The sequence below is a fragment of the Methylobacterium sp. E-012 genome (assembly GCF_057836545.1).
In genome coordinates this window covers 252,092-276,372 of sequence record NZ_JBYQEY010000001.1, presented here as the reverse complement: position 1 = coordinate 276,372, position 24,281 = coordinate 252,092, and the positions used below count along the sequence as shown (strand labels likewise).

20 protein-coding genes are annotated in these 24,281 nt (G+C 71.6%); 8 read left to right on the top strand and 12 right to left on the bottom strand.

Going from position 1 to position 24,281, the window contains the following annotated elements; genetic code table 11:
• Positions 1-65: 65 nt before the first annotated feature.
• From AC3IF1_RS01270 to AC3IF1_RS01235, 8 genes are all read left to right on the top strand, one after another.
• Positions 66-2,789, top strand: a complete 2,724-nt coding sequence (locus tag AC3IF1_RS01270) for a hybrid sensor histidine kinase/response regulator (RefSeq protein WP_489215246.1) — start codon at positions 66-68, stop codon at positions 2,787-2,789.
• Between the two features lie 43 nt (positions 2,790-2,832).
• Complete coding sequence (locus AC3IF1_RS01265) at positions 2,833-3,327, top strand: chemotaxis protein CheW (RefSeq protein ID WP_243971220.1); 495 nt, start codon at positions 2,833-2,835, stop codon at positions 3,325-3,327.
• 11 nt (positions 3,328-3,338) lie between these two features.
• The gene (locus AC3IF1_RS01260) at positions 3,339-3,731 is read left to right on the top strand and encodes a response regulator (RefSeq protein ID WP_243971222.1); all 393 of its coding nucleotides are present in this window, start codon (positions 3,339-3,341) and stop codon (positions 3,729-3,731) included.
• Between the two features lie 51 nt (positions 3,732-3,782).
• Complete coding sequence (gene cheB, locus AC3IF1_RS01255) at positions 3,783-4,970, top strand: chemotaxis-specific protein-glutamate methyltransferase CheB (protein ID WP_489215243.1); 1,188 nt, start codon at positions 3,783-3,785, stop codon at positions 4,968-4,970.
• Positions 4,967-5,833, top strand: coding sequence for a CheR family methyltransferase (locus tag AC3IF1_RS01250; protein WP_489215241.1), 867 nt, complete (start codon positions 4,967-4,969; stop codon positions 5,831-5,833). The genes cheB and AC3IF1_RS01250 overlap by 4 nt, the downstream gene beginning before the upstream one ends.
• Positions 5,834-5,998: 165 nt before the next feature.
• Complete coding sequence (locus tag AC3IF1_RS01245) at positions 5,999-6,628, top strand: hypothetical protein (protein ID WP_243971228.1); 630 nt, start codon at positions 5,999-6,001, stop codon at positions 6,626-6,628.
• Between the two features lie 121 nt (positions 6,629-6,749).
• On the top strand, positions 6,750-7,778 hold the full coding sequence (locus AC3IF1_RS01240; protein WP_489215239.1) for an asparaginase: 1,029 nt from the start codon (positions 6,750-6,752) through the stop codon (positions 7,776-7,778).
• 5 nt (positions 7,779-7,783) lie between these two features.
• The gene (locus AC3IF1_RS01235) at positions 7,784-8,314 is read left to right on the top strand and encodes an isochorismatase family protein (protein ID WP_489215237.1); all 531 of its coding nucleotides are present in this window, start codon (positions 7,784-7,786) and stop codon (positions 8,312-8,314) included.
• A gap of 16 nt (positions 8,315-8,330) precedes the next feature.
• Here the strand turns inward: AC3IF1_RS01235 and AC3IF1_RS01230 are convergent, their stop codons facing one another.
• From AC3IF1_RS01230 to AC3IF1_RS01175, 12 genes are all read right to left on the bottom strand, one after another.
• Positions 8,331-8,927: a sigma-70 family RNA polymerase sigma factor gene (locus AC3IF1_RS01230; protein WP_243971233.1), complete on the bottom strand. Its 597-nt coding sequence runs from the start codon at positions 8,925-8,927 to the stop codon at positions 8,331-8,333.
• The gene (locus AC3IF1_RS01225; protein WP_489215235.1) at positions 8,924-9,166 is read right to left on the bottom strand and encodes a NepR family anti-sigma factor; all 243 of its coding nucleotides are present in this window, start codon (positions 9,164-9,166) and stop codon (positions 8,924-8,926) included. The genes AC3IF1_RS01230 and AC3IF1_RS01225 overlap by 4 nt, the downstream gene beginning before the upstream one ends.
• A gap of 752 nt (positions 9,167-9,918) precedes the next feature.
• Complete coding sequence (locus AC3IF1_RS01220; protein ID WP_489215233.1) at positions 9,919-10,461, bottom strand: c-type cytochrome; 543 nt, start codon at positions 10,459-10,461, stop codon at positions 9,919-9,921.
• Positions 10,448-11,689, bottom strand: a complete 1,242-nt coding sequence (soxC, locus tag AC3IF1_RS01215) for a sulfite dehydrogenase (protein ID WP_489215231.1) — start codon at positions 11,687-11,689, stop codon at positions 10,448-10,450. The genes AC3IF1_RS01220 and soxC overlap by 14 nt, the downstream gene beginning before the upstream one ends.
• 104 nt (positions 11,690-11,793) lie before the next feature.
• Positions 11,794-12,735, bottom strand: a complete 942-nt coding sequence (locus AC3IF1_RS01210; RefSeq protein WP_489215229.1) for an NAD(P)-dependent oxidoreductase — start codon at positions 12,733-12,735, stop codon at positions 11,794-11,796.
• 442 nt (positions 12,736-13,177) lie between these two features.
• A complete protein-coding gene (locus AC3IF1_RS01205) occupies positions 13,178-14,275 on the bottom strand; it encodes a protein-glutamate methylesterase/protein-glutamine glutaminase (RefSeq protein WP_489215227.1) in 1,098 nt (365 codons plus the stop codon).
• Entirely contained in the window at positions 14,272-15,117 is an 846-nt protein-coding gene (locus AC3IF1_RS01200) for a CheR family methyltransferase (protein ID WP_489215225.1), read from the bottom strand. The genes AC3IF1_RS01205 and AC3IF1_RS01200 overlap by 4 nt, the downstream gene beginning before the upstream one ends.
• Positions 15,118-15,139: 22 nt before the next feature.
• On the bottom strand, positions 15,140-15,613 hold the full coding sequence (locus AC3IF1_RS01195; protein WP_489215223.1) for a chemotaxis protein CheW: 474 nt from the start codon (positions 15,611-15,613) through the stop codon (positions 15,140-15,142).
• A 138-nt stretch (positions 15,614-15,751) separates the two neighbouring features.
• Positions 15,752-17,818: a HAMP domain-containing methyl-accepting chemotaxis protein gene (locus AC3IF1_RS01190; RefSeq protein WP_489215221.1), complete on the bottom strand. Its 2,067-nt coding sequence runs from the start codon at positions 17,816-17,818 to the stop codon at positions 15,752-15,754.
• A 73-nt stretch (positions 17,819-17,891) separates the two neighbouring features.
• A complete protein-coding gene (locus AC3IF1_RS01185) occupies positions 17,892-19,820 on the bottom strand; it encodes a methyl-accepting chemotaxis protein (RefSeq protein ID WP_489215219.1) in 1,929 nt (642 codons plus the stop codon).
• A 182-nt stretch (positions 19,821-20,002) separates the two neighbouring features.
• Positions 20,003-21,919, bottom strand: a complete 1,917-nt coding sequence (locus AC3IF1_RS01180; RefSeq protein WP_489215217.1) for a methyl-accepting chemotaxis protein — start codon at positions 21,917-21,919, stop codon at positions 20,003-20,005.
• Between the two features lie 182 nt (positions 21,920-22,101).
• Positions 22,102-24,270 (bottom strand): HAMP domain-containing methyl-accepting chemotaxis protein, encoded by a 2,169-nt coding sequence (locus AC3IF1_RS01175; RefSeq protein ID WP_489215215.1) that lies wholly within the window; start codon positions 24,268-24,270, stop codon positions 22,102-22,104.
• Positions 24,271-24,281 lie beyond the last annotated feature (11 nt).

The following is a 24,281-nucleotide window of genomic DNA, read 5'->3' as shown; positions in this document are numbered from 1 at the left end:
ACTTCCCTAACCGCGCCCGAGTAAGTACGATACGTGAGACATTCTCCCCGTTACGAGTAGCGCCTATGGACGACCTGCTTCGCGAGTTCCTGACCGAGAGCGGGGAGCATCTCGACACGGTCGATGCAGAGCTCGTCCGATTCGAGCAGGACCCGAACAACGAGACGATTCTTCGGAACATCTTTCGGCTCGTCCATACGATCAAGGGAACCTGCGGATTCCTCGGCCTGCCGCGCCTCGAAGCCTTGGCGCATGCCGCAGAGACCTTGATGGGGCGGTTCCGGGACGGGCTGCCCGCCACCTCCGCCTCCGTCACGCTGATCCTCCTGACCCTGGACCGGCTGAAGGAGATCCTGGCCGACCTGGAAGCCACCGGCACGGAGCCGGCGGGATCCGATGACGACCTCATCTCCGCCCTGGAGCGCATGGCCACGGGCCCGGCCGCGGTTGCTTCGCCGCCCCCGCCCGAGCCGGTGCTGCCCGAGCCGGTGTCCCGGGAGCTGAAGCCCGGCGAGGTGTCCCTGGACGATCTGGAGGCCGCGTTCCTGTCGGCCCCGGGTCCGGACGAAGCCGATTTCGCCCCGCCTCCGGTCGCGGCCGCCGCGCCGGCGCCCGCCGCCGCCCCGGCGGTGCGCCCGGTGCCGAAGGCGGCGCCGCAGATCGAAGCGGTGCAGGCCGAACCGGCGGAGGCCGAGCCGGCGCGCGTCGAGAAGGCCGAGGGCGCCGAGGGGGAGACGGCCGCGGCGTCCAAGAACCAGACCATCCGGGTGAGCGTCGACACGCTCGAGCACCTGATGACGATGGTCTCGGAGCTGGTGCTGACCCGCAACCAGCTCCTGGAGATCGCCCGCCGCCACGAGGATTCGAGCTACAAGGTGCCGCTGCAGCGCCTGTCCCACGTCACGGCCGAGCTGCAGGACGGCGTGATGAAGACGCGCATGCAGCCGATCGGCAATGCGTGGCAGAAGCTGCCGCGGGTGGTGCGCGACCTCTCGGGCGAACTCGGCAAGCAGATCGAGCTCGTCATGGTCGGCGCCGAGACCGAGCTGGACCGGCAGGTCCTCGAGGTGATCAAGGATCCGCTGACCCACATGGTCCGCAATTCGGCGGATCACGGCCTCGAATCGACCGCCGAGCGCGTGGCGGCGGGCAAGCCCGCCCGCGGCACGATCCGGCTGGCCGCCTACCATGAGGGCGGCACGATCACGATCGAGATCGCCGACGACGGCAAGGGCCTGAACCTGGCGGCGATCCGCAAGAAGGCGGTGGAGCGCGGGCTCGCCTCCCAGGCCGACGTCGACCGGATGACCGACGCGCAGGTCGCCAAGTTCATCTTCGACGCCGGGTTCTCGACGGCGGCGGCGGTCACCTCGGTGTCGGGCCGCGGCGTCGGCATGGACGTCGTCAAGACCAACATCGAGACCATCGGCGGCCTGATCGACATCGCCACCACGGCGGGCCGGGGCACCACCTTCACCATCAAGATCCCGCTGACGCTGGCCATCGTGGCGGCGCTGATCGTGCGGGCCGGCGAGCATCGTTTCGCCCTGCCGCAGGTGGCGGTGCTGGAGCTGGTGCGGGTCGATGCCGGGGCCCAGCGGGTCGAGCGCATCAACGGCGCGCCGGTGCTGCGCCTGCGCGAGCGGCTGCTGCCGATCGTCTCGCTGACCGGGCTGCTCGGCCAGGCGGCGGCCGGCGCGGAGACCGAGCAGGCCGGCTTCGTGGTGGTGGCCCAGGTCGGGCGGGAGCGCTTCGGGATCCTGGTGGACGAGGTCTTCCACACGGAGGAGATCGTCGTGAAGCCGATGTCGGTGAAGCTCCGGCACATCCCGATGTTTGCCGGCAACACGATCCTGGGCGACGGCGCCGTGGTGCTGATCGTCGATCCCAACGGCGTGGCCCGTCAGGTGGCTCAGGGCAGTCAGGGCACCGGCGGACACGCGGATTCGGATGCCGACGAGTCGATCGAGGTCACCGACAGCAAGACCACGCTCCTGGTGTTCAAGGGCGGCCAGGACAGCTTCAAGGCGGTGCCGCTCTCGCTGGTCACCCGTCTCGAGGAGATCGAGTGCGCGAAGGTCGAGTGGCTCGGCGGCCGCGCGCTGATCCAGTACCGCGGGCGCCTGATGCCCCTGGTCCCGGCCGACCCGGCGATCACGATCAAATCGGAGGGGACCCAGGCCCTGGTGGTGTTCTCCGACGGCGAGCGCGCCATGGGTCTCGTGGTCAACGAGATCGTCGACATCGTCGAGGAACGCCTCGACATCGAGATCGCGGCGGATCGCTCCGACCTGATCGGCTCGGCGGTGCTGCGGGGCCGGGCGACCGACATCATCAACATCGCCCATTTCCTGCCGCTGGCCTACGACGACTGGGCGCGCGGCCTGAAGCGGCCCGAGCAGCTCTCGACGGTCCTGCTGGTCGACGATTCGGACTTCTTCCGCGACATGCTGAGCCCGGTGCTGAAGGCGGCGGGCTACCAGGTGATCACGGCGGCGAGCGCCGACGCCGCGCTGGGGATCCTCCACGCCGAACCGCAGATCGCCGTGGTGGTCACCGACCTGGAGATGCCGGGCCGCAGCGGCTTCGATCTCGTCGCCGCGATGCGCCGCGCCGACGCGCGGATCGCCGGCCTCCCGGTGATCGGCCTCACCGGGGCGATCGGCGCCGACGCGGTGGAGCGGGCCCGGGCTCTCGCGATCAGCGACCTCGTGGCGAAGTTCGACCGCGCCGGACTGATCGCGGCGCTCGCCGAGATCGGCCCCGCGGCGGTCTCGAAAGCCGCCTGATCCCCGCCGCCGGCCCCGAAACGATCGAATCCGGAGAGTTGTGATGCAGGCTGCCAACGCCAACGGCACCGAGACCGGTGCCACCGACGACTTCGTCACGGTCTATGTCGGCGAGACCCTGTTCGGGCTGGCGATCGAGCGGGTCCACGACGTGTTCGTCCCCTCGGGGGTGACGCCGGTGCCCCTGGCGCCGGCCGAGATCGTCGGCCTCCTGAACCTGCGCGGCCGCGTGGTCACGGCCATGAGCCTGCGCCGGCGCCTGGGGCTGCCCGACGCCGAGCCCGAGGCGGACGGCAAGGCCAGTCCGAAGATGGCGATCGGCCTGGAGCAGGGCGGCGAGACCTTCGCCCTCGTGGTCGACGGCGTCGGCGAGGTGCTCAAGCTCGGCGCCGACAGCCGCGAGGCGGTGCCGATCAACCTGGATCCGCGCTTCCGCAACCTCGCCATCTGCGTCCACCGTCTCGACGGGCGCCTCCTGGTGATTCTCGACGTGGATGCGCTCCTCGGCTTCACGGCTGCCGGCGCCAAGGCGGCTTGAGGGAGGGGGCAATGAAGGCGCCGCACGAGACCACCTGCCTGGTCGTGGACGATTCCGCGGTGATCCGGAAGGTCGCCCGGCGGATCATCGAGGATCTCGGCATGAACGTCAGCGAGGCCGAGGACGGCAACGCCGCCCTGGTATCCTGCGCGGCCCACATGCCCGACGCGATCCTGCTCGATTGGAACATGCCGAACATGGACGGCTACACCTTCCTCCAGGCCCTGCGCCGGAGCGAGGGGGGCGGGGTGCCGAAGGTCCTGTTCTGCACGACGGAGAACGATGTCGGTGCGATCGCCCGGGCCCTTCGGGCGGGGGCGGACGAGTACATCATGAAGCCCTTCGACCGCGACATCCTGACGGCCAAACTCGAACAGGTCGGGCTCTTCGCCGACGCGGCCTGAGCCCGCCCCGCACGTCCCCGCATCCGCGACCCTGTACCCGAGGCAAGCATCATGGCCCTGAGCCCCGCGGTCGCACCGCTGCGCACGCCGCCAACCCAGAGTACCTCCGGGTCCGCCGCGGCGATCCGGGTTCTGGTGGCCGACGATTCCGCCGTGGTCCGGGGCCTGGTGGCCCGCTGGATCGGCGAGGCCGGGTTCACCCTCGTGGGAACGGCCTCCAACGGGCGCATCGCCCTGGAGATGATGGCCAAGCACGACCCGGACGTGGTGCTGCTCGACATCGAGATGCCCGAACTCGACGGCACCACGGCGCTGCCCCGCATGCTCACCATGAGCCCGAGCGTGCAGGTCGTGATGATGTCGACCCTGACGACCCGCAATGCCGACATCTCGCTGAAATGCCTCGCCCTCGGGGCGGTGGACTATATCGCCAAGCCCGAGAGCAGCCGCGGCGTCACCACCTCGGACACGTTCCGGGCGGAGCTGATCGAGCGCGTGCGCGTCTTCGGCGCCGCCCGGGCCCGGACCCGGCGTCCGGCCTCCGCCCCCGCGGCGGCGCCCGCGGCCCCGGCGCCGACAGCCCACGCGGCCGCGCCCGCACCGCGCCCCGCGACGCCCTTCACCCTGCGGCCGAAGGTCCGCAGCCGCACCGCGCCCCGCGCCCTCCTGATCGGCTCGTCGACGGGCGGGCCGCGGGCGGTGGGCGAGATGCTGGAGGGGATCGGCGCGGCCACCCTGCGCCGCCTGCCGGTGCTGATCGTGCAGCACATGCCGCCGATCTTCACGGCGGTGTTCGCCGAGCACCTCACCACCCGCACAGGCGTCCAGGCAGCGGAGGGCAAGGCCGACGAGCGGATCGAGCCGGGGCGCATCTACGTGGCCCCGGGGGGGCGCCACATGGGTCTCGCCGCGGGACCGAACGGCCCGGTCATCAAGCTCACGGACGGCCCGCCGGTGAATTTCTGCCGCCCGGCGGTGGACGTGCTGTTCAAGGACGCGGCGGTCATGTTCGGGGCCGCCACCGCGACCGTGATCCTCACCGGCATGGGTTCGGACGGCACCAACGGCGCCCGGGCCCTCACCGAGGCCGGCGGCCCGGTCCTGGCCCAGGACGAGGCCACCAGCACCGTCTGGGGCATGCCGGGCAGTGTCGCCCGGGCCGGCCTCGCCGAGGCCGTGCTGCCGCTATCCGACCTCGCGGCGGCGCTGCGCACCCTGATCACGGGTCAGTCGGCATGACCGAGCTCGAATTCGAATTCCTGCGCGGCTTCCTCAAGCAGCGCTCCGGCCTCGCGCTCACCGCCGAGAAGCGTTACCTCGTGGAGAGCCGGTTGACCCCGGTCTGCCGCCGCTACGGGCTCGGAAGCCTCGGCGAGCTGATCGGCACGCTCAAGCTCGGCCGGGACGGCGCGATGGAGCGGGACGTGGTCGAGGCGATGACCACGAACGAGACCTTCTTCTTCCGCGACCGGATCCCGTTCGACCTGTTCCGCGACACGCTGCTTCCGGGGGTGCTGGTGCGTAACGCCAGCCGGCGCCGGCTGCGGATCTGGTGCGCGGCCTCGTCCACCGGGCAGGAGCCGTACTCGCTCGCCATGCTGCTGCAGGAGGCCGCGCCCCGGATGCCCGGATGGCAGGTCGAGATCGTGGCCACCGACCTCTCCACCGAGGTGATCGAGAAGGCCAAGCTCGGACTCTACAGCCATTTCGAAGTCCAGCGCGGCCTGCCGGTCCAGTGGCTGATCAAGTACTTCACGCAGGTCGGCGAGCAGTGGCAGATCGCCCAGAGCCTGCGGTCCATGGTCGATTACCGCCAGCTCAACCTGCTGCACAGCTTCGCGTCGCTCGGCCAGTTCGACGTGATCTACTGCCGCAACGTGCTGATCTACTTCGACGCGCCGACCAAGTCGGATGTCCTGGCGCGGCTTGCCGCGCAGCTCGCCCCGGAGGGCGCGCTCCTGCTCGGGGCCGCGGAGACGGTGATCGGACTGACCGACCGGCTCTCCCCGCATCCGAAGCATCGCGGCCTCTACAGTCACGCCGCGCCCGCTTCGCGCCCGGGCGAGATCGTACCGCCGCTGCGGGTGGCCGCGGGCGTCTGACGGACCGCGACGGCCGGGCACCCCACGCGGGGCAGGGCCCGGCCGCCGATCCGATCCGGCGCAATGCGGGCAGGACGGAAACGCGGTCTTAAGGGACGCGTGGGTATTTTGCACACGGACCCGCAGCCGGGCGATTCCGGCAGATCCGTGCCCCCGAGCGTTTCCATGAGCACCGTCTCCGCCACCACGACCGCGCAGCTCTACGCGCAGCGAAGGTCGACGCAGGACAGTCCCAAGACGCGGATGTCCGATACGATCAGCAGCGAGCTGTCGGCCGGCACCCTCAGCAGCACCGACGCGACCGCCCTGACGAGCGCCCTGTCGTCGATCGATTCGAGCCTGTCGGCCGACCGCACCAGCGCGAGCGCCAGCGGCACCCAGGCCAAGCTCGACCCGTCCTCGATGAAGGACCGGATCGACGGCCTGATCTCCGACCAGGTTAGCAGCGGCAGCCTGACCAGCGATCAGGCCACCGAGCTGAAGACCCTGTTCGCCAGCCACGGGCAGAGCACCCAGGCCTCCGACGCCACCGCGGATGACGGCAGTGTGTCCGGCGCCGGCGGCCCGCCCCCCGGTCCCCCGCCCGGCCCGCCGCCCGGCGACGCCACGTCGGGCAGCGGCGCGTCCAGCGCGTCCAGCACGTCGAGCAGTTCCAGCACCGCGTCGGCGAGCGACCTGCTGTCCAGCTTCCTCCAGCAGCTCCAGAGCAGCCAGTCGTCCAGCGTCGGCTACGGGGCGAGCGGCACGAACAGCAGCACCAACATCTCGGCCCTGCTGTTCGACTTCAAGAGCTGACACCGGCGCGTTCGTGGCCCCGTCGCCGGGCGCATCGCCCGCCTGCGCCCGGCGGGGTCGACCCCGGCCGCGCGCCGGGGCATCGTCCGGCCCACGCATTCGCGGGGCCGGGAGACGGGGCATGGCGGCAGGAACGGCGGCGGCGCACGGGGCCGGGTTGCCCAAGGTCGCGTTCATCGGCACCGGCGGCACGATCGCGTCGCTGGGGCGCGACGCCCTCGACATCCTCGATTATTCCGCCACCGACCGGCGCCTGGAAGCGGGGGCGATCCTGGAGGCGGTGCCGGAACTGGCGGCGGTCGCCACGATGGTGCCGGTCCCGTTCCGGGCGGTGCCGAGCCCGGCGATCGGGTTCCCGGAGTGGCGCGACCTCGTCCTGCTGTGCGCGCAGACCGCCGCCGCGCATCCGGACCTCGCCGGCCTCGTCATCGGGCACGGCACCGCCACCCTGGAGGAGACCGCCTACGCCCTCAGCCTGACCCTGACGGTGGACCTGCCGGTGGTGCTGGTCGGCTCCCAGCGGCCCATGAGCGCGCTCTCCACCGATGCCAAGCTGAACCTGGTCGCCGCCGTGCGCACCGCGGCGGCGCCCGAATCCCGCGGGCGCGGCGTGCTCGTGGTGCTCAACGACGAGATCCAGGCCGCCCGGGAGGTGACCAAGACTTCGGTGGCCCGGCTCCAGACCTTCCGGAGCCCGGATTTCGGGGTGCTCGGCCAGGTCGACGGCGCGCATGTCCGCTACTATCGCCGCTCCGAGCGGGCGCATGCGCCGGGCACGCCCTTCGACATCCGCAGCCTCGCTGCGCTGCCGCGGGTCGACGTGTCCTACGGCTACGCCGATGCCGACGGCACGGCCGTGCGCGCGTTCGTGGCCGCGGGGGCGCGGGGCCTCGTCTCGGCGGGGCTCGCCCCGGGCATGACCCCGCCCGGGGAGGCCGAGGCCCTGGAGGCGGCGGCCGCCGCCGGGCTCGTGGTGGTGATGTCGACCCGGGCCGGGAGCGGCGTGGTGCCCCTCACCACCCGCCTGCGCAGCCGCGGCATCCTCAGCGCCGACAACCTGACGCCGCAGAAGGCCCGGATCCTGCTCGCCCTGGCGCTGACCGTCACGCGCGAGCCGGACGCGGTCGCGCGTTTCTTTGCCACTTACTGACGCCGATGGCGCTGATCGATCCGACCCGCGCGCTCCTGCTGATCATCGACGTCCAGGTCCGGCTCATGCCGGCCATCGCCGGAGGCGCCGGGGTGATCGCCAATGCCGGCCGCCTCGCCGCGGCGGCGCGGCTCCTCGACGTGCCGGTCCTGATCACCGAGCAGAATGCCGGCGGCCTCGGGCCGACCGTGCCGGACCTCGCCCCGGAAGCCGGCACGGCCTTCCCCAAGATGCGTTTTGGCGCCGCGCAGGCCCCGGGCTTTCTCGACCAGATCGGGGACCGCGACTGCGTGGTGACCGGCTGCGAGGCGCATATCTGCGTGCTGCAGACGGTTCTCGGGCTGCGCGAGGCGGGGCGGCGCGTTCACGTGGTCGGCGATGCCGTCGGCGCGCGCCGGGTCGAGAGCCGGGACGCGGCGCTTGCCCGGATGGCGGCCCACGGCGCCGACATCGTCACCGCCGAAATGGTGGTGTTCGAGTGGCTGGGCACCGCCCGCCACCCCCGGTTCCGCGACGTGGTCAAGCTGATCAAGTAGGGGGCGCCGCGGCCGGTCAGGGGCCGTTCAGGGCCGCGCGGGTCTGCGCGTCGGGGCCGATATCATCGGTCCCGCTCATGCCCAGCACCGCGATGAGGCGCATCCGGGCGCGGCTGACCCGGCTCTTGATCGTGCCGACGGCCACACCGCAGATCGCCGCGGCCTCCTCGTAGGTGAAGCTCTGGGCCCCGACCAGGACCAGCGCCTCGCGCTGGGCGGCCGGCAGGGTGTTCAGGGCGCTCTGGAACTGCGCCATCTCCATCCGGATCTCCTGCTCCGGCAGGGCGGTCAGACGGCCGGCATGGACCCCGTCGGCATCCTCGACCTCGCGCTTGCGCTTGCGCTGCTCGGAGTAGAACAGGTTGCGCAGGATCGTGAACAGCCACGCGGTGAGGTTGGTCCCCCGCCGGAAGCTCGCGGCGTTGATCCAGGCCCGGACCAGGGTGTCCTGCACGAGGTCGTCCGAGCGGTCGAGATCGTAGGTCAGGGAGAACGCGAAGGCCCGCAGGGCCGGGATCGAGCCGAGCAGGAGGTCGCGCATCTCGGCGTCGGCACCCGATGGGGCCGGGCCGGCGCCGCACCCCGCGGGGGCCGCTTTGAGCATCAGGGTCATGGCTGGGCCTCCGTGTCGGAGCGGGCGGCGAGGGCGTCGAGGAGCGTCCGGAGCCGGTCCGGGACCGGCAGGGCCAGGACGCCGGCGTAGTGCACGCGCAGGCCGCGCCCGATCCGGTCCCGGACCGCCGCGTCGATCGCGCGGCGCGATGCGCGCGCCGCCCTCTGCGGGATCGCGACGCCCGGCCCGTCCGCCACCGCGGCGCCGGGGATCGCCCGCTCGTCCTTGGTCCCCGTCATGGCCGCGCCCCGTGCCGTGCGCGATGCGGCCCCGTGGGGCCCTGCATTCCACCGCGCCGGTCCCGTGACCGGCCGCCGCGGAGACGCGTCTCATCGCCTTCCGACAGCGCTGATAGGCGCCACGGATTTAATCGGCTCTGAATTACGCATTCAGGGAATTTTAATCTTCCGACAGCCCAGCTTGACTGTGGTCGACAAGAATATATCTGCAGTTACAATTCAGAAATACTGGTCTATAGCTTGGCCGTGGCGAATATCGACCTTTCAGTCTGAACGCCGGATGAGCGCCGGGGCCGGGCGCGATCGGCCCCGGCTCCGCGCGTCTCCGTCCCCTGCGACGATGGGCACAGATCGGCCTGGACGGGCCGCGACACGCCCCCTCTCCCGTGCGGGCGACCGGATCCACACGTCGCAGTCTGACACCAGCATCATGAAGACAAAGCGCTTTTCCCCTCCCCCTTGCGGGGAGGGGCCAGGGGTGGGGGTGGTGCAGACGGCGCCGCACCGCTCGACCCTGCACCACCTCACCTCCGGCTCCTCCCCGCAAGGGCTACGGGCGACACAGGTTCAGGGCACGCGGCTCATGACGCAGCGCGACAGGCCCCCGCTCCCGCACGGGAGAGGGGGCCCGAGCCCCATCCTGAGGCCACGTCGCCAAAGCCGATCCGTGAATCCGGTAGCCCGCGGGGGGGAGGGAGGGCGCGTGGGTTGCGGGCCAGCCGTCCCGGCAAACCGCCGGGATCAGGGGCCCGTCAGCGGCCAACATCCGGCCGGGGATCCGCGACGAAGCCGTCGCGGTTCGGCATCCGGATCGCCGCCAGGCCGGGGGCGTCGAGCACGGCCCCGTCCGGGACGAGCCCGTTCAGGTTCAGGATGTAGGCCGAGACCGCGTAGACGTCGTCGGAGCTGAGTGATCCCGGGGCGTTCATCGGCATGGCCCGGCGGATGTAGTCGAACAGGGTCGGCGCGTAGGGCCAGAAGCTGCCCACCGTCTTGACCGGCTTGGCCGTGGCCAGGGTGCCCTGGCCGCCGACCAGCGGATCGCCGATCCCGCCCTCGCCGTGGGCGCCGTGGCAGGCGGCGCAGTGCGCCTCGAACACCGCCCGGCCCTGGGCGACGCTGCCGCGGCCCGGCGGCAGCTTCCGGCCCTCGCGGTCGATGTCGATGTTCCAGGCCGCGATCTCGGCCGGCGTCGCCGCCCGGCCGATGCCGTAGCGCTCCGCGGCCCGCGCCGCGCCGGCCGCGCCGAGCAGGAGGAAGGCGACCGCGAGCGCGCGGGTGCTACGCGTAGCCATTGGCCACCTCGCCGGTCTCCGCGACGCGCCAGGGGACGATCGCGTTGTTGTGGTAGAAGGACTTGAGCCCGCGCACCGCCGTCAGATCCGAAAAACCCGGCTGGACGTAGCCGGTCTCGTCGATCGCCCGGCTCATGATGGTCGTCGGCGTGCCGTCCCAGCTCCAGGGCAGGCGGAACCGCGTCAGCGCCCGGGTCAGGACCGGCGCCTGCAGGGCCGCGTCCGCCCAGGTCCGTCCGTCATCGACCGAGACCTCGACGCGCTGGATCCGCCCGCGTCCGCTCCAGGCGATCCCGGTGATCTCGTTGAAGCCGCGGACGATCCGCTGGGTGCCGGAGGGCCGGGTGATGATCGACTTCGCCTCCATTACGAAGGTGAATTGCCGGGCCGTGCCGTCCGGCATGGAATCCGTGTACTTGGCGGTCTCCTCGCGGGAATAGGCCGGCTCCGCCGTCACGTTGAGGCGGCGCAGCCACTTCACGTTCATGTTGCCCTCGAAGCCGGGCAGGAGCACCCGCAGCGGGTAGCCCTGCTGCGGGCGCAGCCGCTCGCCGTTCTGGCTGTAGACCAGCAGGGCGTCGTCGAGGCACTTCTCGACCGGGATGCTGCGGGTCAGGGCGGCGGCGTCCGCGCCCTCTGCGACCACCCACTTGGCCTCCGGCTTGAGCCCGGCCTCGCGCAGCACCGTCGCGAGCCGCACGCCGGTCCACTCGGCGCAGCTGACCAGCCCGACGAGGTCCGAGGCCGTCTGGCCCTTGATCGCCTCGAAGCTCGGATTGCCCGAGCATTCGAGGAAATGGATGTGGGATTCCGACGGGAAGCGCCGGATGTCGTCCATCGTCAGGACCAGGGGTGTCTCCACCAGCCCGTGGATTATCAGGCGGTGCCGGGCGGGGTCGATGTCGGGGATGCCGCCGTGGTGGCGCTCGTAGAACAGGCCGTTGGGCGTGAGGATGCCGTCGAGATCTTGGAGCGGCGTGCGGCTCGACGCCGAGATGTACTGCTTGAGGCCCTTGGGCACGTTGCGGATCACGTCCGCCTCGAAGCGCGAGGGCGTCCCGTAGGTCTGGCTGCCGACATCGGCGCCCGGCACGGTCATCCATTCCGGGGTGCCGGGGGGCATCGCCTCCTCCGCCCGGGCGGCGCCGGCCAGCGCGCCCACGGCCGCGGCCGCGCCCTGGACGAGGAAGCGCCGCCGCGCCGGCGGACCGTCAGGGTCTCGGGTCATCGCATCGCGCTCCAGCCTGGGGGTCGAAGATCACCCTCGTGCCGGCAAAGCCTACAGGAAAACCGGCCTCCTGCCAGGCAGCAGGGCCTCGGCCTCCGCGAGGGTCAGCGTTCCGTGAGGTGGCGGCGCACGGCCCGCGCGGTGACGGCCGAGACGCGCACGTTCGATTCCCGGGTCACCCCGGCGATGTGCGGCGTCAGGATCAGGTTGGGCACGTCGGTGAACACCGCGCCGGCCTCCGCATCGAGGGGCTCGCGGTCGAACACGTCGAGGGCCGCGCCGCCGAGATGGCCCGCGCGCAGGGATGCCGCCACGGCGGCTTCGTCCACGATCCCGCCCCGGGCGGCATTGATCAGCACGGCGCCCGGGGGCATCCGGGCGAGGGCGTCGGCGCCGATCAGGCCGCTTGTGGCGTCGGTGAGCGGCACGTGCAGGGAGAGTACGTCGCTCCCGGCGATCAGCGCGTCGAGATCCCGGCGCGCCACCGGGCCGGACGGCGGCGTCCAGGCCGGGTCCCCGGGGGCGAGGAACGGGTCGTGGGCCGCGACCGTCATGCCGAGGGCGGCAGCCCGGCGGGCGGTCTCCCGGGCGATGGCCCCGAAGCCCAGGAGGCCGAGGCGCTTGCCGCCGATCTCGCGCCCCATCAGGGCGGTGCGGGGCCAGGTGCCGGCGGCGACCCGGGGGGTGGCCCCGTAGGCGCCGCGCAGCAGCAGCAGCGCGGTGGCCACGACGTATTCCGCCACCGCGCCGTCATTGGCGCCGGTCGCCGGGTAGACCGCGATGCCGCGGTCCCGGCAGGCCGCCACGTCGATGTTGTCGAGCCCGACGCCGAGGCGGCCCACCACCTTGAGTTCCCGCGCCAGGTCCAGCAGGGCGCCGCGCACCTGGGTCCGGTTGCGCACGATCAGGGCATCGGCACCGGCGAGGGCCGCCGCCAGCGCCGCGGGGCGGTCGACGAGGCCGGGATCGTACAGGGTGTCGAAGTCGGCGAGTTCGTCGGCGATCGCCGCCTCGTCCATGAACTCGCTGATGACGACCTTGCGCATGGGATGTCCTTCTCAGGTCGCCGGCACGGCGGCCGGCAGGGGGCTGCGTGCGCCTCTTCGCCCGGGCCGTCCACTGCGAGGGGGCGGGCCCGCGCCAACGCGTTCCCCGCGTGATCCGGGCCCGCCGGCACCGGACGGGCGCGTCAGGCACCGCGGTCGAGCTTCGTCTTCGCGAAGTCCCGGGGGGGGCCGATCGACTTGGCGGTGCGCATCGCCAGGGCGATGATAATCCGCTGCGCCGGCATTCGGTGCTCCGATACCGCTCCCCCGTCGTCCACGAACAGGAGAGCCGGGCCGACCCGTCGCCGGCGGCTCTGTGCCGCCAAGTCCCGTCACCGTCCAGGGAGCCGCGGCCATCCCACCGCCGGGGCGCCGCGTTTTTCGGACCCGCCCGGCGTCCCGCTGCGCGGCGGCTGACGGCAGGCGCCGCGGCCCAGGCGCCTCACGCCGGCTGGCGCTGCACCGGGGCGAGGCCGAAGCGGATGATCTCGTGGGGCAGGCGGTCCAGCGGCAGGACCTTGACGGCGGCGTCGCGCTCGATCGCCTCCTTGGGCATGCCGAACACCACACAGCTCTCCTCGTCCTGCGCCACCGTGAGCGCGCCGGCCCGGCGCATCTCCAGGAGGCCGTTGGCGCCGTCGTCGCCCATGCCGGTCATGAGGATGCCGAGCGCGTTGGCGCCGGCGCATTGCGCGGCCCCGCGGAACAGCACGTCCACCGAGGGGCGGTGGCGCGAGACCAGCGGGCCGTCCTTCACCGCCACCGTGTAGCGATTGCCGCTGCGCTGGAGCAGCAGGTGCCGCCCGCCCGGCGCGATCAGGGCCTGGCCGGGGCCGACCGCGTCGCCGTCCTCGGCCTCCTTCACCGCGATGGCGCAGAGCCCGTCGAGCCGCTTGGCGAAGGCCGCCGTGAAATGCTCGGGCATGTGCTGGACGATGACCAGGCCCGGGCAATCGAGCGGCAGCACCTCGAGCACGTCCCGCAAGGATTCCGTGCCACCCGTGGAGGCGCCGATGCAGACGATCGGTTCGGTCCCGGCCAGGGTCCGGGGGCGGCCCGAGGGCGGCAGCACGGCGTCGGCGGTGAGCTTGGCCTCGATCGGCCGGAAGGCCGGACGGCTCGCGCGCAGCTTCGCCCGGGCGGCGGCCCGGACCGCGTCGCAGACCCGCACCGAGGATTCGGTCAGGAACTGACGGGTGTCGACGCGGGGCTTCGGGAGGACGTCGACGGCGCCCGCCTCCAGCACCTCGAACAGGGTCCGCGAGCCGTCGTCGGTGAGCGTCGAGCAGATGATCACCGGGATCGGCCGCTGGGCCATGATCTTGCGCAGGAAGGTCAGCCCGTCCATCCGGGGCATCTCGAGGTCGAGGATGATGACGTCCGGGACCTCGTCGTGGATGCGCCGGGCCGCGATGAACGGGTCTGCCGCCGTGCCCAGCACCGCGATGTCGGGGGCCGCCTCGAGGATGCCCACCAGGGTCTGCCGCACCGAGGCGGAATCGTCCACGATCAGGACGCGGATCGGAGGGATGCGGCTCACGCGACCGCGCCCTTCACCGCACCGAAGATCGTCGAGGAGACCTGCTCCAGGCCCGGCACCCCGGCCCCGGCCATCGATTCCGAGTGCCCGACCACCAGGAAGCCGCCGGGCCGCAGATGCGTGGCGAGCCGGGACAGCACCGCCCGCTGGGTGTCCTTGTCGAAATAGATCAGGACGTTGCGGCAGAAGATGATGTCGATGTCGTGATCGACCGGGTACTGGGCGTTCATCAGGTTCAGGTGCTTGAAGCGCACGCGGGCCCGCAGCTCCGGGACGATCCGCCCGACCTTCCAGGTCGGGTCCCGGGCCTCCATCACGTAGCGCCTGCGGAAATGCGGCGGCACCGCCTGGAGGACGTCCTCCGGGTAGATGCCGTCGGCGGCGACCCGCAGGACCTCGGTGGAGACGTCGGTGCCCAGGATCGCGTAATCGAGGGCGTGCCCGGCCATCGCCATGTCGTGCAGCACCATCGCCAGGGTGTAGGCCTCGGCCCCCGTGGAGGCGGCGGCACTCCACAGCTTGAGGCGCGCCTGGGTGGCGCCGTTCCGGCGCAGCATCGGCACCAGCTCGTCCCGGAGCTGGTCGAAATGCGCCGGCTCGCGGAAGAAATCGGTCTTGTTGGTGGTGACGCAATCGATGATGTGGACGAGTTCCTGGGCGAGGTGGCCCTCCTCGAAGACGTGCCGCCCGTAGGCCGACAGGGATTCGATATCGAGGGCGCGCAGGCGCTTGCGCAGCCGTCCCTCCACCATGGTGCGCTTGGCCGCCGGGATCTGGATCCCGACCCGGTCCTGGATCAGGTCGGCGACATTCTCGAAATGTCGGTCGCTCAGCTGCGGCATGGCATCGATCCTCGTCCGGCGTTCAGGCTGCGAGCGCGGGGAGCAGGAGGGCCGGGTCGTCGCCGGCCATCAGCGCCTTGAGGTCGAACACGACCACGAAGGCCTCGCCCCGCCGGCCGATGCCGGCGATGTAGGTCGAGCGCCAGCGGCCGCCGACATCGGGGGCGGGCTCCAGATCGGCGCTGTCGAGCTCGGTGACCTCGATCACCCGGTCGGCCACGAAGCCGACCCGCATCTCGCGCGTCCCCATGGGGATGTTGAGCAGGATGATCCGGGTCGCCGGGGTCACGCCGGTCGCCGGGAGGCCGAGCTTCGTGCGCAGGTCGATCACCGGGTAGCTCTGCCCGCGCACGTCGATCATGCCGACCAGGAACGGCGGCGCCTGCGGCAGGGCCGCCGGCGCGCGGTAATCGAGAATCTCGTGCACGGATTCGATGGCGATCCCGAAGATCTCGCGATCGAGGCCGAGGGTCAGGTATTGCCACACGCTGGACATGCTCTGGTCTCCGGCTGGGCCGCTGCCGGCCGGGTCCTGCCCGATCCGGGGGACACGGGCCTTCACCGCGGCACTCTGGGGTCGGTCGTTTCAGGGAGGGGCACCGCGCGAAAGACGCCCGCGCGGTGCCGGGGCCGCTCAGGCGGCGCGGATGAAGTCGGCGTCCCGGGCGTCGCCGTCGCCCATGTCGAGGTCGAAGCCGCTCCCCGAAGCCAGGGTCGGCCGGCCGGCGCGGGCCTTGCCGCCGGCCTTCACGCCGGCCTTGGCCTTGGCCGGCGTGCCCATCCGGGCCGCCGTCGCCCGCAGCCGCGTCGCCGCCGCGGTCACGTCCGCCCCCGCCGCATCGACGCGGAAATACGCGATCGTCGCCTGCAGCCGCTCGGCCTGAGTGGCCAATTCGTCCGAGGTCGCCGAGACCTGTTCGGACGCGCTGGCGTTCTGCTGGGTGACCTTGTCGAGCTGCTGGATCGCCTGGTTGATCTGCGCCGAGCCGACATCCTGCTCCCGGCACGCCGCCGAGATTTCTTCCACCAGGATCGCGGTCTTGCGGATGTCCGGGACCAGCCGCCCGAGCATCTCGCCGGCCTGCTGGGCCGCCTTCACCGTGTCGGCCGAGAGCGTGCCGATCTCGGCCGCCGCCGCCTGGCTGCGCTCGGCGAGCTTGCGCACCTCGGACGCCACCACCGCAAAACCCCGGCCGTGCTCGCCGGCGCGGGCCGCCTCGACGGCGGCGTTGAGCGCCAAAAGATCGGTCTGTCGGGCGATCTCCTGCACGATGGTGATCTTCTGGGCGATGGTCTGCATGGCATCGACCGCCCGGCCGACCGCGACGCCGCTGGCCTCGGCGTCCTGGGCCGACTGGCGCGCGATGGCCTCGGTCTGGCTGGCGTTCTGGGCGTTCTGCTTGACGTTGGCGGCCATCTCCTCGACCGAGGCGGAGGCTTCCTCGGTGGAGGCGGCCTGCTCGGTGGAGCCCTGCGACAGCTGCTCGGCCGAGGACGACAGCTCCTGAGAACCCGCCGACACGTGGGTGGTGGCGGCGATGACCTGGGTCACGACCTCGCGCAGCTTCAGGTTCATCGCCTGGACGGCGTGCAGCAGATCGGTGATCTCGTCGCGGCCGGACCCGACCACGTCCCGGGTCAGGTCGCCCGCGGCGACGCGGGTCGCGGCATCGACCGCCCGCTGCAGGCCCCGGGAGATCGCGATCGACAGCCAGACGGCCATGGCGAACCCGATCGCCACCGCACCGGCGATGACGCCGCCGAGCATCAGGCGCGTGGATTCATAGGCGGCCTGGGTGTCGCGGACGTAGCTTTGGGCCACGTCCTCCTCGTAGGCGCGCAGCTTCGCGGCCTCGCCGGTGACCGCCGCCCGGGCCTGGGTGAACGGGCCCACGATGATCTGCAGCGCCTTGGCGTCGGTGTTGGCGAGACCGAGAGCGAAGATCCGCTCGCCAATCGGCTCCCAGGTCTTGACCGCGGCCGAGATCGCCCGGACCGCGTCGAGGAAGCCGTTGGCGCGGCCGGCCTCGGTGAGCCGGGCGAGATCCTGATCGAGCTGGCGGCGATGCTCCTGATACTCGCCGGCGAACGTCGCGAGCTGCGCCTCGTCGCTGATCATCACCTCGCGGTAGATCTCGGCCACGAGGCGGGTCACCCGCAGCTCGATGGCATCGACGAGGCGGCGGTTCTCCACCGACAGGTCCGGGCGGGAGGCCAGTTCCTCGATCCGGGCCATCACGGCTCCGTAGGCGGCCATCTGCTCATTGCCGGCGATACCGATGGCGGTGTTGTTGCCGTTCTTGGTCGACAATTCCATGCCCTTGGCCGCGACCTCGTTCAGCTGGTTCCAATGGTCCTGCAGGGGCCTGATCCGGGCACGCTCCTCCGGCGTGGCCCGCTCCGTGAGCTCAGCCAGGAGTGCGCGGAACCGGCCGTCCTGGGCCTTGAAGTCGAGGGTGAGCTGCGCCCGCCCGGCATCGGTCGGCTCCAGCAGCGTGCGGTTCATGATGCGCGCCGCCTCGACCGAGAGGGTCTCGACGCGCAGGATGCGCTGGACCTGCGCGAACGGGCCGGACGCAAAGGCCTGCATCCGCTCGTTCGAGGCGCTGAGGCTCGCGATGGCCAGGTAGCCGGCCCCGCCCAGGAGGACCAGGATCAGGCCGAAGCTCAGAGCCAGTTTGGCTCGGATCGTGAAACGCATGGGTGTGACCTTCTCGATGGGTCCGGATCGATCGGCACCGCGCGGGGCGTGGCCCGCGCGGTGCCGGGGCCGCTCAGGCGGCGCGGATGAAGTCGGCGTCCCGGGCGTCGCCGTCGCTCATGTCGAGGGCGAAGCCGCCCCCGGCAGCCAGGGTGGCCCGGCCGGAGCGGGCCTTGCCGCCGGCCTTCACGCCGGCCTTGGCCTTGGCCGGCGCGCCCATCCGGGCCGCCGTCGCCCGCAGCTGCGTCGCCGCCGCGTCGCCGTGTGTCTCCGCCGCGTCGACGCGGAAATACGCGATGGTCGCCTGCAGCCGCTCGGCCTGAGTGGCCAGCTCGTCCGAGGTCGCCGAGACCTGTTCGGAGGCGCTGGCGTTCTGCTGGGTGACCTTGTCGAGCTGCTGGATCGCCTGGTTGATCTGCGCCGAGCCGACATCCTGCTCCCGGCACGCCGCCGAGATTTCTTCCACCAGGATCGCGGTCTTGCGGATATCCGGGACCAGCCGCCCGAGCATCTCGCCGGCCTGTTGGGCCGCCTTCACCGTGTCGGCCGAGAGCGTGCCGATCTCGGCCGCCGCCGCCTGGCTGCGCTCGGCGAGTTTCCGCACCTCGGATGCCACCACCGCAAAACCCCGGCCGTGCTCGCCGGCGCGGGCCGCCTCGACGGCGGCGTTGAGCGCCAGAAGATCGGTCTGGCGGGCGATCTCCTGCACGATGGTGATCTTCTGGGCGATGGTCTGCATGGCGTCGACCGCACGTCCCACCGCGACGCCGCTGGCCTCGGCGTCCTGGGCCGACTGGCGCGCGATGGCCTCGGTCTGGCTGGCATTCTGGGCGTTCTGCTTGACGTTGGCAGCCATCTCCTCGACCGAGGCCGAGGCCTCCTCGGTGGAGGCGGCCTGCTCGGTGGAGCCCTGCGACAGCTGCTCGGCCGAGGACGACAGCTCCTGCGAACCCGCCGACACGTTGCCGGCGGCGTTGGCGGCCTCGGACACCACGGCGCGGAGCTTCTCCAGCATCTGCTCCAGGGCGATGCCGAGCACGTCCCTGTCGGACAGGCGCTTGGCCTCGACGGTCAGATCGCCCGCCGCGATCGCCGTGGCGACGCCGGCGATCACCTGCAGGTTGTCAGTGGTGGCGCGCAGATTGGTCTGGACCTCGCTGCTGAGGCCGCCGAAATCCTTCGACAGGGTCTTGGTGAAGTCGCCCGCCGAGGCGGCGGCGAGGACCTCCGAGATCTCCCGGAACGCCTGCTCGACGGCCTGGGCGGTGCCCTGGATCCGGCCGACCTCGTCGAGGCGCCCGGTCTCGAACGGCGTCGCCAGGGTCGCCAGGCGGGCGCTGATCGCGGTCACGGGCTTGGCCACGGTGCGGACCAGGAGCAGGCCGATGGCGATGGCAATCACCAGGTTGGCCGTGATACCGAGCAGGATCATCTGCGTGGTGGTGTCGAAGGCCGCGTTCTGCGCGTCCTGGCGGGTCCGCATCAGATTGTTCTCGACGCCGACCAGGTCGGCGACCTCGGCGCGCAGGCCGTCCATGGCCTCCTTGCCGGCACCGGCGATCTCGGTCTGGCGCGCGGCCTCCCGCGTCTCCGGATTGGCCATGGCGGCGATGCCCTTCTCGGCGACGCCGGTATGCCAGGCCTCCGCCTGCCGCCGGATCGTCTCCAGCCGCTCCTGCTGGGCCGGATTGTCGGAGGTCAGCTCCTTGGCCTGCCGCCAGGCCGCGTTGAACGTCTCCCAGCCCTTCTGGTAGGGCGCCAGGAACTTGGCGTCGCCGGAGAGCAGGAAGCCGCGATAGCCGGTCTCCTGGTTGACCATGCCGGCGAGCGCCCGGTCGGCGGCGTCGATCACCTTGATGGTGTGGTCCGTCCAGTTCACCGACTGGCGGATCTCCGACGATTTCCAGTAGACGACGCCGTCGATGCCGAGGCCGACCAGCAGCATCAGCGTGAAGGCCAGAAACAGTTTTCGCGGTATCGAGATGTTGTCGAGCAGGTTCATGGCCTTCGTCCTTGGAGGCGGGGATCTCGGTCGGGAGCACCCTGCGGTTGGCCTGGTCCGGCTGGACCCGGATGGGGATCTGATCGTGGCTGCGCCCGGGGGCGCAGGTCGGGTGTCACGGGCGTCGTTCCGGACACCGGATCCGGACGACGCCCCGAGGGCCTGATCGGCCGCGTCCCCGCTCAGGCGGCGCGGACGAAGTCGGCGTCGCTGGCGTCGCCGCTGCCCATGTCGAGGTCGAAGCCGTCTCCCGACGCCATGGTCGGCCGGCCGGCGCGGGCCTTCACGCCGGCCTTGGCCTTGGCCGGGACACCCATCCGGGCCGCCGTCGCCCGCAGCCGCGTCGCCGCCGCGGTCATGTCCGCCCCCGCCGCATCGACGCGGAAATACGCGATGGTCGCCTGCAGCCGCTCGGCCTGGTTGGCCAGCTCGTCCGAGGTGGCCGAGACCTGCTCGGAGGCGCTGGCGTTCTGCTGGGTGACCTTGTCGAGCTGCTGGATCGCCTGGTTGATCTGCGCCGAGCCGACATCCTGCTCCCGGCACGCCGCCGAGATTTCTTCCACCAGGATCGCGGTCTTGCGGATATCCGGGACCAGCCGCCCGAGCATCTCGCCGGCCTGTTGGGCCGCCTTCACCGTGTCGGCCGAGAGCGTGCCGATCTCGGCCGCCGCCGCCTGGCTGCGCTCGGCGAGTTTCCGCACCTCGGATGCCACCACCGCAAAACCCCGGCCGTGCTCGCCGGCGCGGGCCGCCTCGACGGCGGCGTTGAGCGCCAGAAGATCGGTCTGGCGGGCGATCTCCTGCACGATGGTGATCTTCTGGGCGATGGTCTGCATGGCGTCGACCGCACGTCCCACCGCGACGCCGCTGGCCTCGGCGTCCTGGGCCGACTGGCGCGCGATGGCCTCGGTCTGGCTGGCATTCTGGGCGTTCTGCTTGACGTTGGCAGCCATCTCCTCGACCGAGGCCGAGGCCTCCTCGGTGGAGGCGGCCTGCTCGGTGGAGCCCTGCGACAGCTGCTCGGCCGAGGACGACAGCTCCTGCGAACCCGCCGACACGTTGCCGGCGGCGTTGGCGGCCTCGGACACCACGGCGCGGAGCTTCTCCAGCATCTGCTCCAGGGCGATGCCGAGCACGTCCCTGTCGGACAGGCGCTTGGCCTCGACGGTCAGATCGCCCGCCGCGATCGCCGTGGCGACGCCGGCGATCACCTGCAGGTTGTCAGTGGTGGCGCGCAGATTGGTCTGGACCTCGCTGCTGAGGCCGCCGAAATCCTTCGACAGGGTCTTGGTGAAGTCGCCCGCCGAGGCGGCGGCGAGGACCTCCGAGATCTCCCGGAACGCCTGCTCGACGGCCTGGGCGGTGCCCTGGATCCGGCCGACCTCGTCGAGGCGCCCGGTCTCGAACGGCGTCGCCAGGGTCGCCAGGCGGGCGCTGATCGCGGTCACGGGCTTGGCCACGGTGCGGACCAGGAGCAGGCCGATGGCGATGGCAATCACCAGGTTGGCCGTGATACCGAGCAGGATCATCTGCGTGGTGGTGTCGAAGGCCGCGTTCTGCGCGTCCTGGCGGGTCCGCATCAGATTGTTCTCGACGCCGACCAGGTCGGCGACCTCGGCGCGCAGGCCGTCCATGGCCTCCTTGCCGGCACCGGCGATCTCGGTCTGGCGCGCGGCCTCCCGCGTCTCCGGATTGGCCATGGCGGCGATGCCCTTCTCGGCGACGCCGGTATGCCAGGCCTCCGCCTGCCGCCGGATCGTCTCCAGCCGCTCCTGCTGGGCCGGATTGTCGGAGGTCAGCTCCTTGGCCTGCCGCCAGGCCGCGTTGAACGTCTCCCAGCCCTTCTGGTAGGGCGCCAGGAACTTGGCGTCGCCGGAGAGCAGGAAGCCGCGATAGCCGGTCTCCTGGTTGACCATGCCGGCGAGCGCCCGGTCGGCGGCGTCGATCACCTTGATGGTGTGGTCCGTCCAGTTCACCGACTGGCGGATCTCCGACGATTTCCAGTAGACGACGCCGTCGATGCCGAGGCCGACCAGCAGCATCAGCGTGAAGGCCAGAAACAGTTTTCGCGGTATCGAGATGTTGTCGAGCAGGTTCATGGCCTTCGTCCTTGGAGGCGGGGATCTCGGTCGGGAGCACCCTGCGGTTGGCCTGGTCCGGCTGGACCCGGATGGGGATCTGATCGTGGCTGCGCCCGGGGGCGCAGGTCGGGTGTCACGGGCGTCGTTCCGGACACCGGATCCGGACGACGCCCCGAGGGCCTGATCGGCCGCGTCCCCGCTCAGGCGGCGCGGACGAAGTCGGCGTCGCTGGCGTCGCCGCTGCCCATGTCGAGGTCGAAGCCGTCTCCCGACGCCATGGTCGGCCGGCCGGCGCGGGCCTTCACGCCGGCCTTGGCCTTGGCCGGGACACCCATCCGGGCCGCCGTCGCCCGCAGCCGCGTCGCCGCCGCGGTCATGTCCGCCCCCGCCGCATCGACGCGGAAATACGCGATCGTCGCCTGCAGCCGCTCGGCCTGAGTGGCCAGCTCGTCCGAGGTGGCCGAGACCTGCTCGGAGGCGCTGGCGTTCTGCTGGGTGACCTTGTCGAGCTGCTGGATCGCCTGGTTGATCTGCGCCGAGCCGACATCCTGCTCCCGGCACGCCGCCGAGATTTCTTCCACCAGGATCGCGGTCTTGCGGATATCCGGGACCAGCCGCCCGAGCATCTCGCCGGCCTGTTGGGCCGCCTTCACCGTGTCGGCCGAGAGCGTGCCGATCTCGGCCGCCGCCGCCTGGCTGCGCTCGGCGAGTTTCCGCACCTCGGACGCCACCACCGCGAAACCCCGGCCGTGTTCGCCGGCGCGGGCCGCTTCGACGGCGGCGTTCAAGGCCAAAAGGTCGGTCTGTCGGGCGATCTCCTGCACGATGGTGATCTTCTGGGCGATGGTCTGCATGGCGTCGACCGCGCGGCCGACCGCGACGCCGCTGGCCTCGGCGTCCTGGGCCGACTGGCGGGCGATGGCCTCGGTCTGGCTGGCGTTCTGGGCGTTCTGCTTGACGTTGGCGGCCATCTCCTCGACCGAGGCCGAGGCTTCCTCGGTGGAGGCGGCCTGCTCGGTCGAGCCCTGCGACAGCTGCTCGGCCGAGGACGACAGCTCCTGAGAGCCCGCCGACACGTTGCCGGCCGCCGCGTTCGCCTCCGTCACCACGGCGCGGAGCCGCGCCAGCATCGTCTGCAGGGCGAGACCCATCGTGTCCTTGTCGGAGAGCGGCTTGGCCTCGACCGTGAGATCACCTTCCGCGATCGCGTGGGCGAGGGACGCGGTCTCCCGCAGATTGTCGGTCATCCGGGTCATGGCGGTGATCAGGTCGGCGACCTCGTCGTTCGAGGTCACCGCGATCGTCTGGCCCAGATCGCCGACCGCGACGGCCTCGGCGAGCGAGACGGCCCGCGCCATCCCCCGGGCGATCGAGACCGCCAGCCACCCTGCGATGCCGAGGCCCAGGAGAAGCGCGCCGGCCAATGTGGCGAGCATCAGCGTCTGGCTCTCTTGCGACGCCGCCTTCGCGTGCTCGACCGCCTCCGCCATCTGGCGATCCTGATAATCGGACAGGGTGTCGAAGGCCTGGTTGGCGGCAATGGACGCGGCGCTGTACTCGCCCGATATGAGTTCGATCGCGTGAATCGGCGCGCCGGGCTCGATCTTGGCCAGGGCCCTCTGGAACGAGGCCGACCAGGTCTCGAAGCTCTGGCGGAGCGCTTCGGTGGGGATCTTCAGGGCCCCGCCGACGCGGAGCAGATCCTCCAGGCGGTGCGCGATCTCGTCGCGGAGCCGCTTGGTGTCGGTCACGTGCTCGTTCAGCCCGGCGACGCTGACCGCGCCCGTGGCGGCCTGCAGGCGGCCCCAGGCCCGTTCGAGGGGGATCTGGAAGGCCAGCACCGCCTTGATCAGATCGCCGGAACGCCCGTCGGCCTTGGCCGCGAGGGCCTCCAGGTCCGTCCGCAGCGCGCCGATGGCCGGGCGCCCCACGCCGATGATCTCGGCCCAGGCCCGGGCATTGGCATTCATCCGGGCCAGGTCCGCGATCCTGTCGCCCAGGGCGACCTGCGTCTCGTAATTCTGGTCGAGGTCCCGGACGAGCCGGCCGCCCTCCTCGGTCGAGGGGCTGGCCTTGACCTTGGCGACGGCCTCCCTTGCATGCTTGCGGGCCTCGAGGGCGCGCTTGAGGGCATCCGCGATCTGCGCGTCGTCCACGGTGATCACCGCGGAGCGCAGGTTGGAGGTGCTGCGGTTGGCATTGCCCTTGGCGTCCAGCACCAGGGCCTGCATCTCCGCGCGGCCGCGGAGGAACGCCAGGGTCCTGTCGGAGTCCATCAGGCCCCGGTAGCCCACCCCGCCGGCCACGCCCGCGAGCACCAGCAGCGCGCCGAACCCGCCGGCCAGCTTGGCCTTTATCGAAAGACGCATATCCTTAGCCC

Bases quoted from the DNA above. Each gene is read 5' to 3' on its own strand.
- AC3IF1_RS01270 (WP_489215246.1), top strand. From the start codon at position 66: ATGGACGACCTGCTTCGCGAGTTCCTGACCGAGAGCGGGGAGCATCTC.
- AC3IF1_RS01265 (WP_243971220.1), top strand. From the start codon at position 2,833: ATGCAGGCTGCCAACGCCAACGGCACCGAGACCGGTGCCACCGACGAC.
- AC3IF1_RS01260 (WP_243971222.1), top strand. From the start codon at position 3,339: ATGAAGGCGCCGCACGAGACCACCTGCCTGGTCGTGGACGATTCCGCG.
- cheB (WP_489215243.1), top strand. From the start codon at position 3,783: ATGGCCCTGAGCCCCGCGGTCGCACCGCTGCGCACGCCGCCAACCCAG.
- AC3IF1_RS01250 (WP_489215241.1), top strand. From the start codon at position 4,967: ATGACCGAGCTCGAATTCGAATTCCTGCGCGGCTTCCTCAAGCAGCGC.
- AC3IF1_RS01245 (WP_243971228.1), top strand. From the start codon at position 5,999: ATGAGCACCGTCTCCGCCACCACGACCGCGCAGCTCTACGCGCAGCGA.
- AC3IF1_RS01240 (WP_489215239.1), top strand. From the start codon at position 6,750: ATGGCGGCAGGAACGGCGGCGGCGCACGGGGCCGGGTTGCCCAAGGTC.
- AC3IF1_RS01235 (WP_489215237.1), top strand. From the start codon at position 7,784: ATGGCGCTGATCGATCCGACCCGCGCGCTCCTGCTGATCATCGACGTC.
- AC3IF1_RS01230 (WP_243971233.1), bottom strand. From the start codon at position 8,927: ATGACCCTGATGCTCAAAGCGGCCCCCGCGGGGTGCGGCGCCGGCCCG.
- AC3IF1_RS01225 (WP_489215235.1), bottom strand. From the start codon at position 9,166: ATGACGGGGACCAAGGACGAGCGGGCGATCCCCGGCGCCGCGGTGGCG.
- AC3IF1_RS01220 (WP_489215233.1), bottom strand. From the start codon at position 10,461: ATGGCTACGCGTAGCACCCGCGCGCTCGCGGTCGCCTTCCTCCTGCTC.
- soxC (WP_489215231.1), bottom strand. From the start codon at position 11,689: ATGACCCGAGACCCTGACGGTCCGCCGGCGCGGCGGCGCTTCCTCGTC.
- AC3IF1_RS01210 (WP_489215229.1), bottom strand. From the start codon at position 12,735: ATGCGCAAGGTCGTCATCAGCGAGTTCATGGACGAGGCGGCGATCGCC.
- AC3IF1_RS01200 (WP_489215225.1), bottom strand. From the start codon at position 15,117: ATGCCGCAGCTGAGCGACCGACATTTCGAGAATGTCGCCGACCTGATC.
- AC3IF1_RS01195 (WP_489215223.1), bottom strand. From the start codon at position 15,613: ATGTCCAGCGTGTGGCAATACCTGACCCTCGGCCTCGATCGCGAGATC.
- AC3IF1_RS01190 (WP_489215221.1), bottom strand. From the start codon at position 17,818: ATGCGTTTCACGATCCGAGCCAAACTGGCTCTGAGCTTCGGCCTGATC.
- AC3IF1_RS01185 (WP_489215219.1), bottom strand. From the start codon at position 19,820: ATGAACCTGCTCGACAACATCTCGATACCGCGAAAACTGTTTCTGGCC.
- AC3IF1_RS01180 (WP_489215217.1), bottom strand. From the start codon at position 21,919: ATGAACCTGCTCGACAACATCTCGATACCGCGAAAACTGTTTCTGGCC.
- AC3IF1_RS01175 (WP_489215215.1), bottom strand. From the start codon at position 24,270: ATGCGTCTTTCGATAAAGGCCAAGCTGGCCGGCGGGTTCGGCGCGCTG.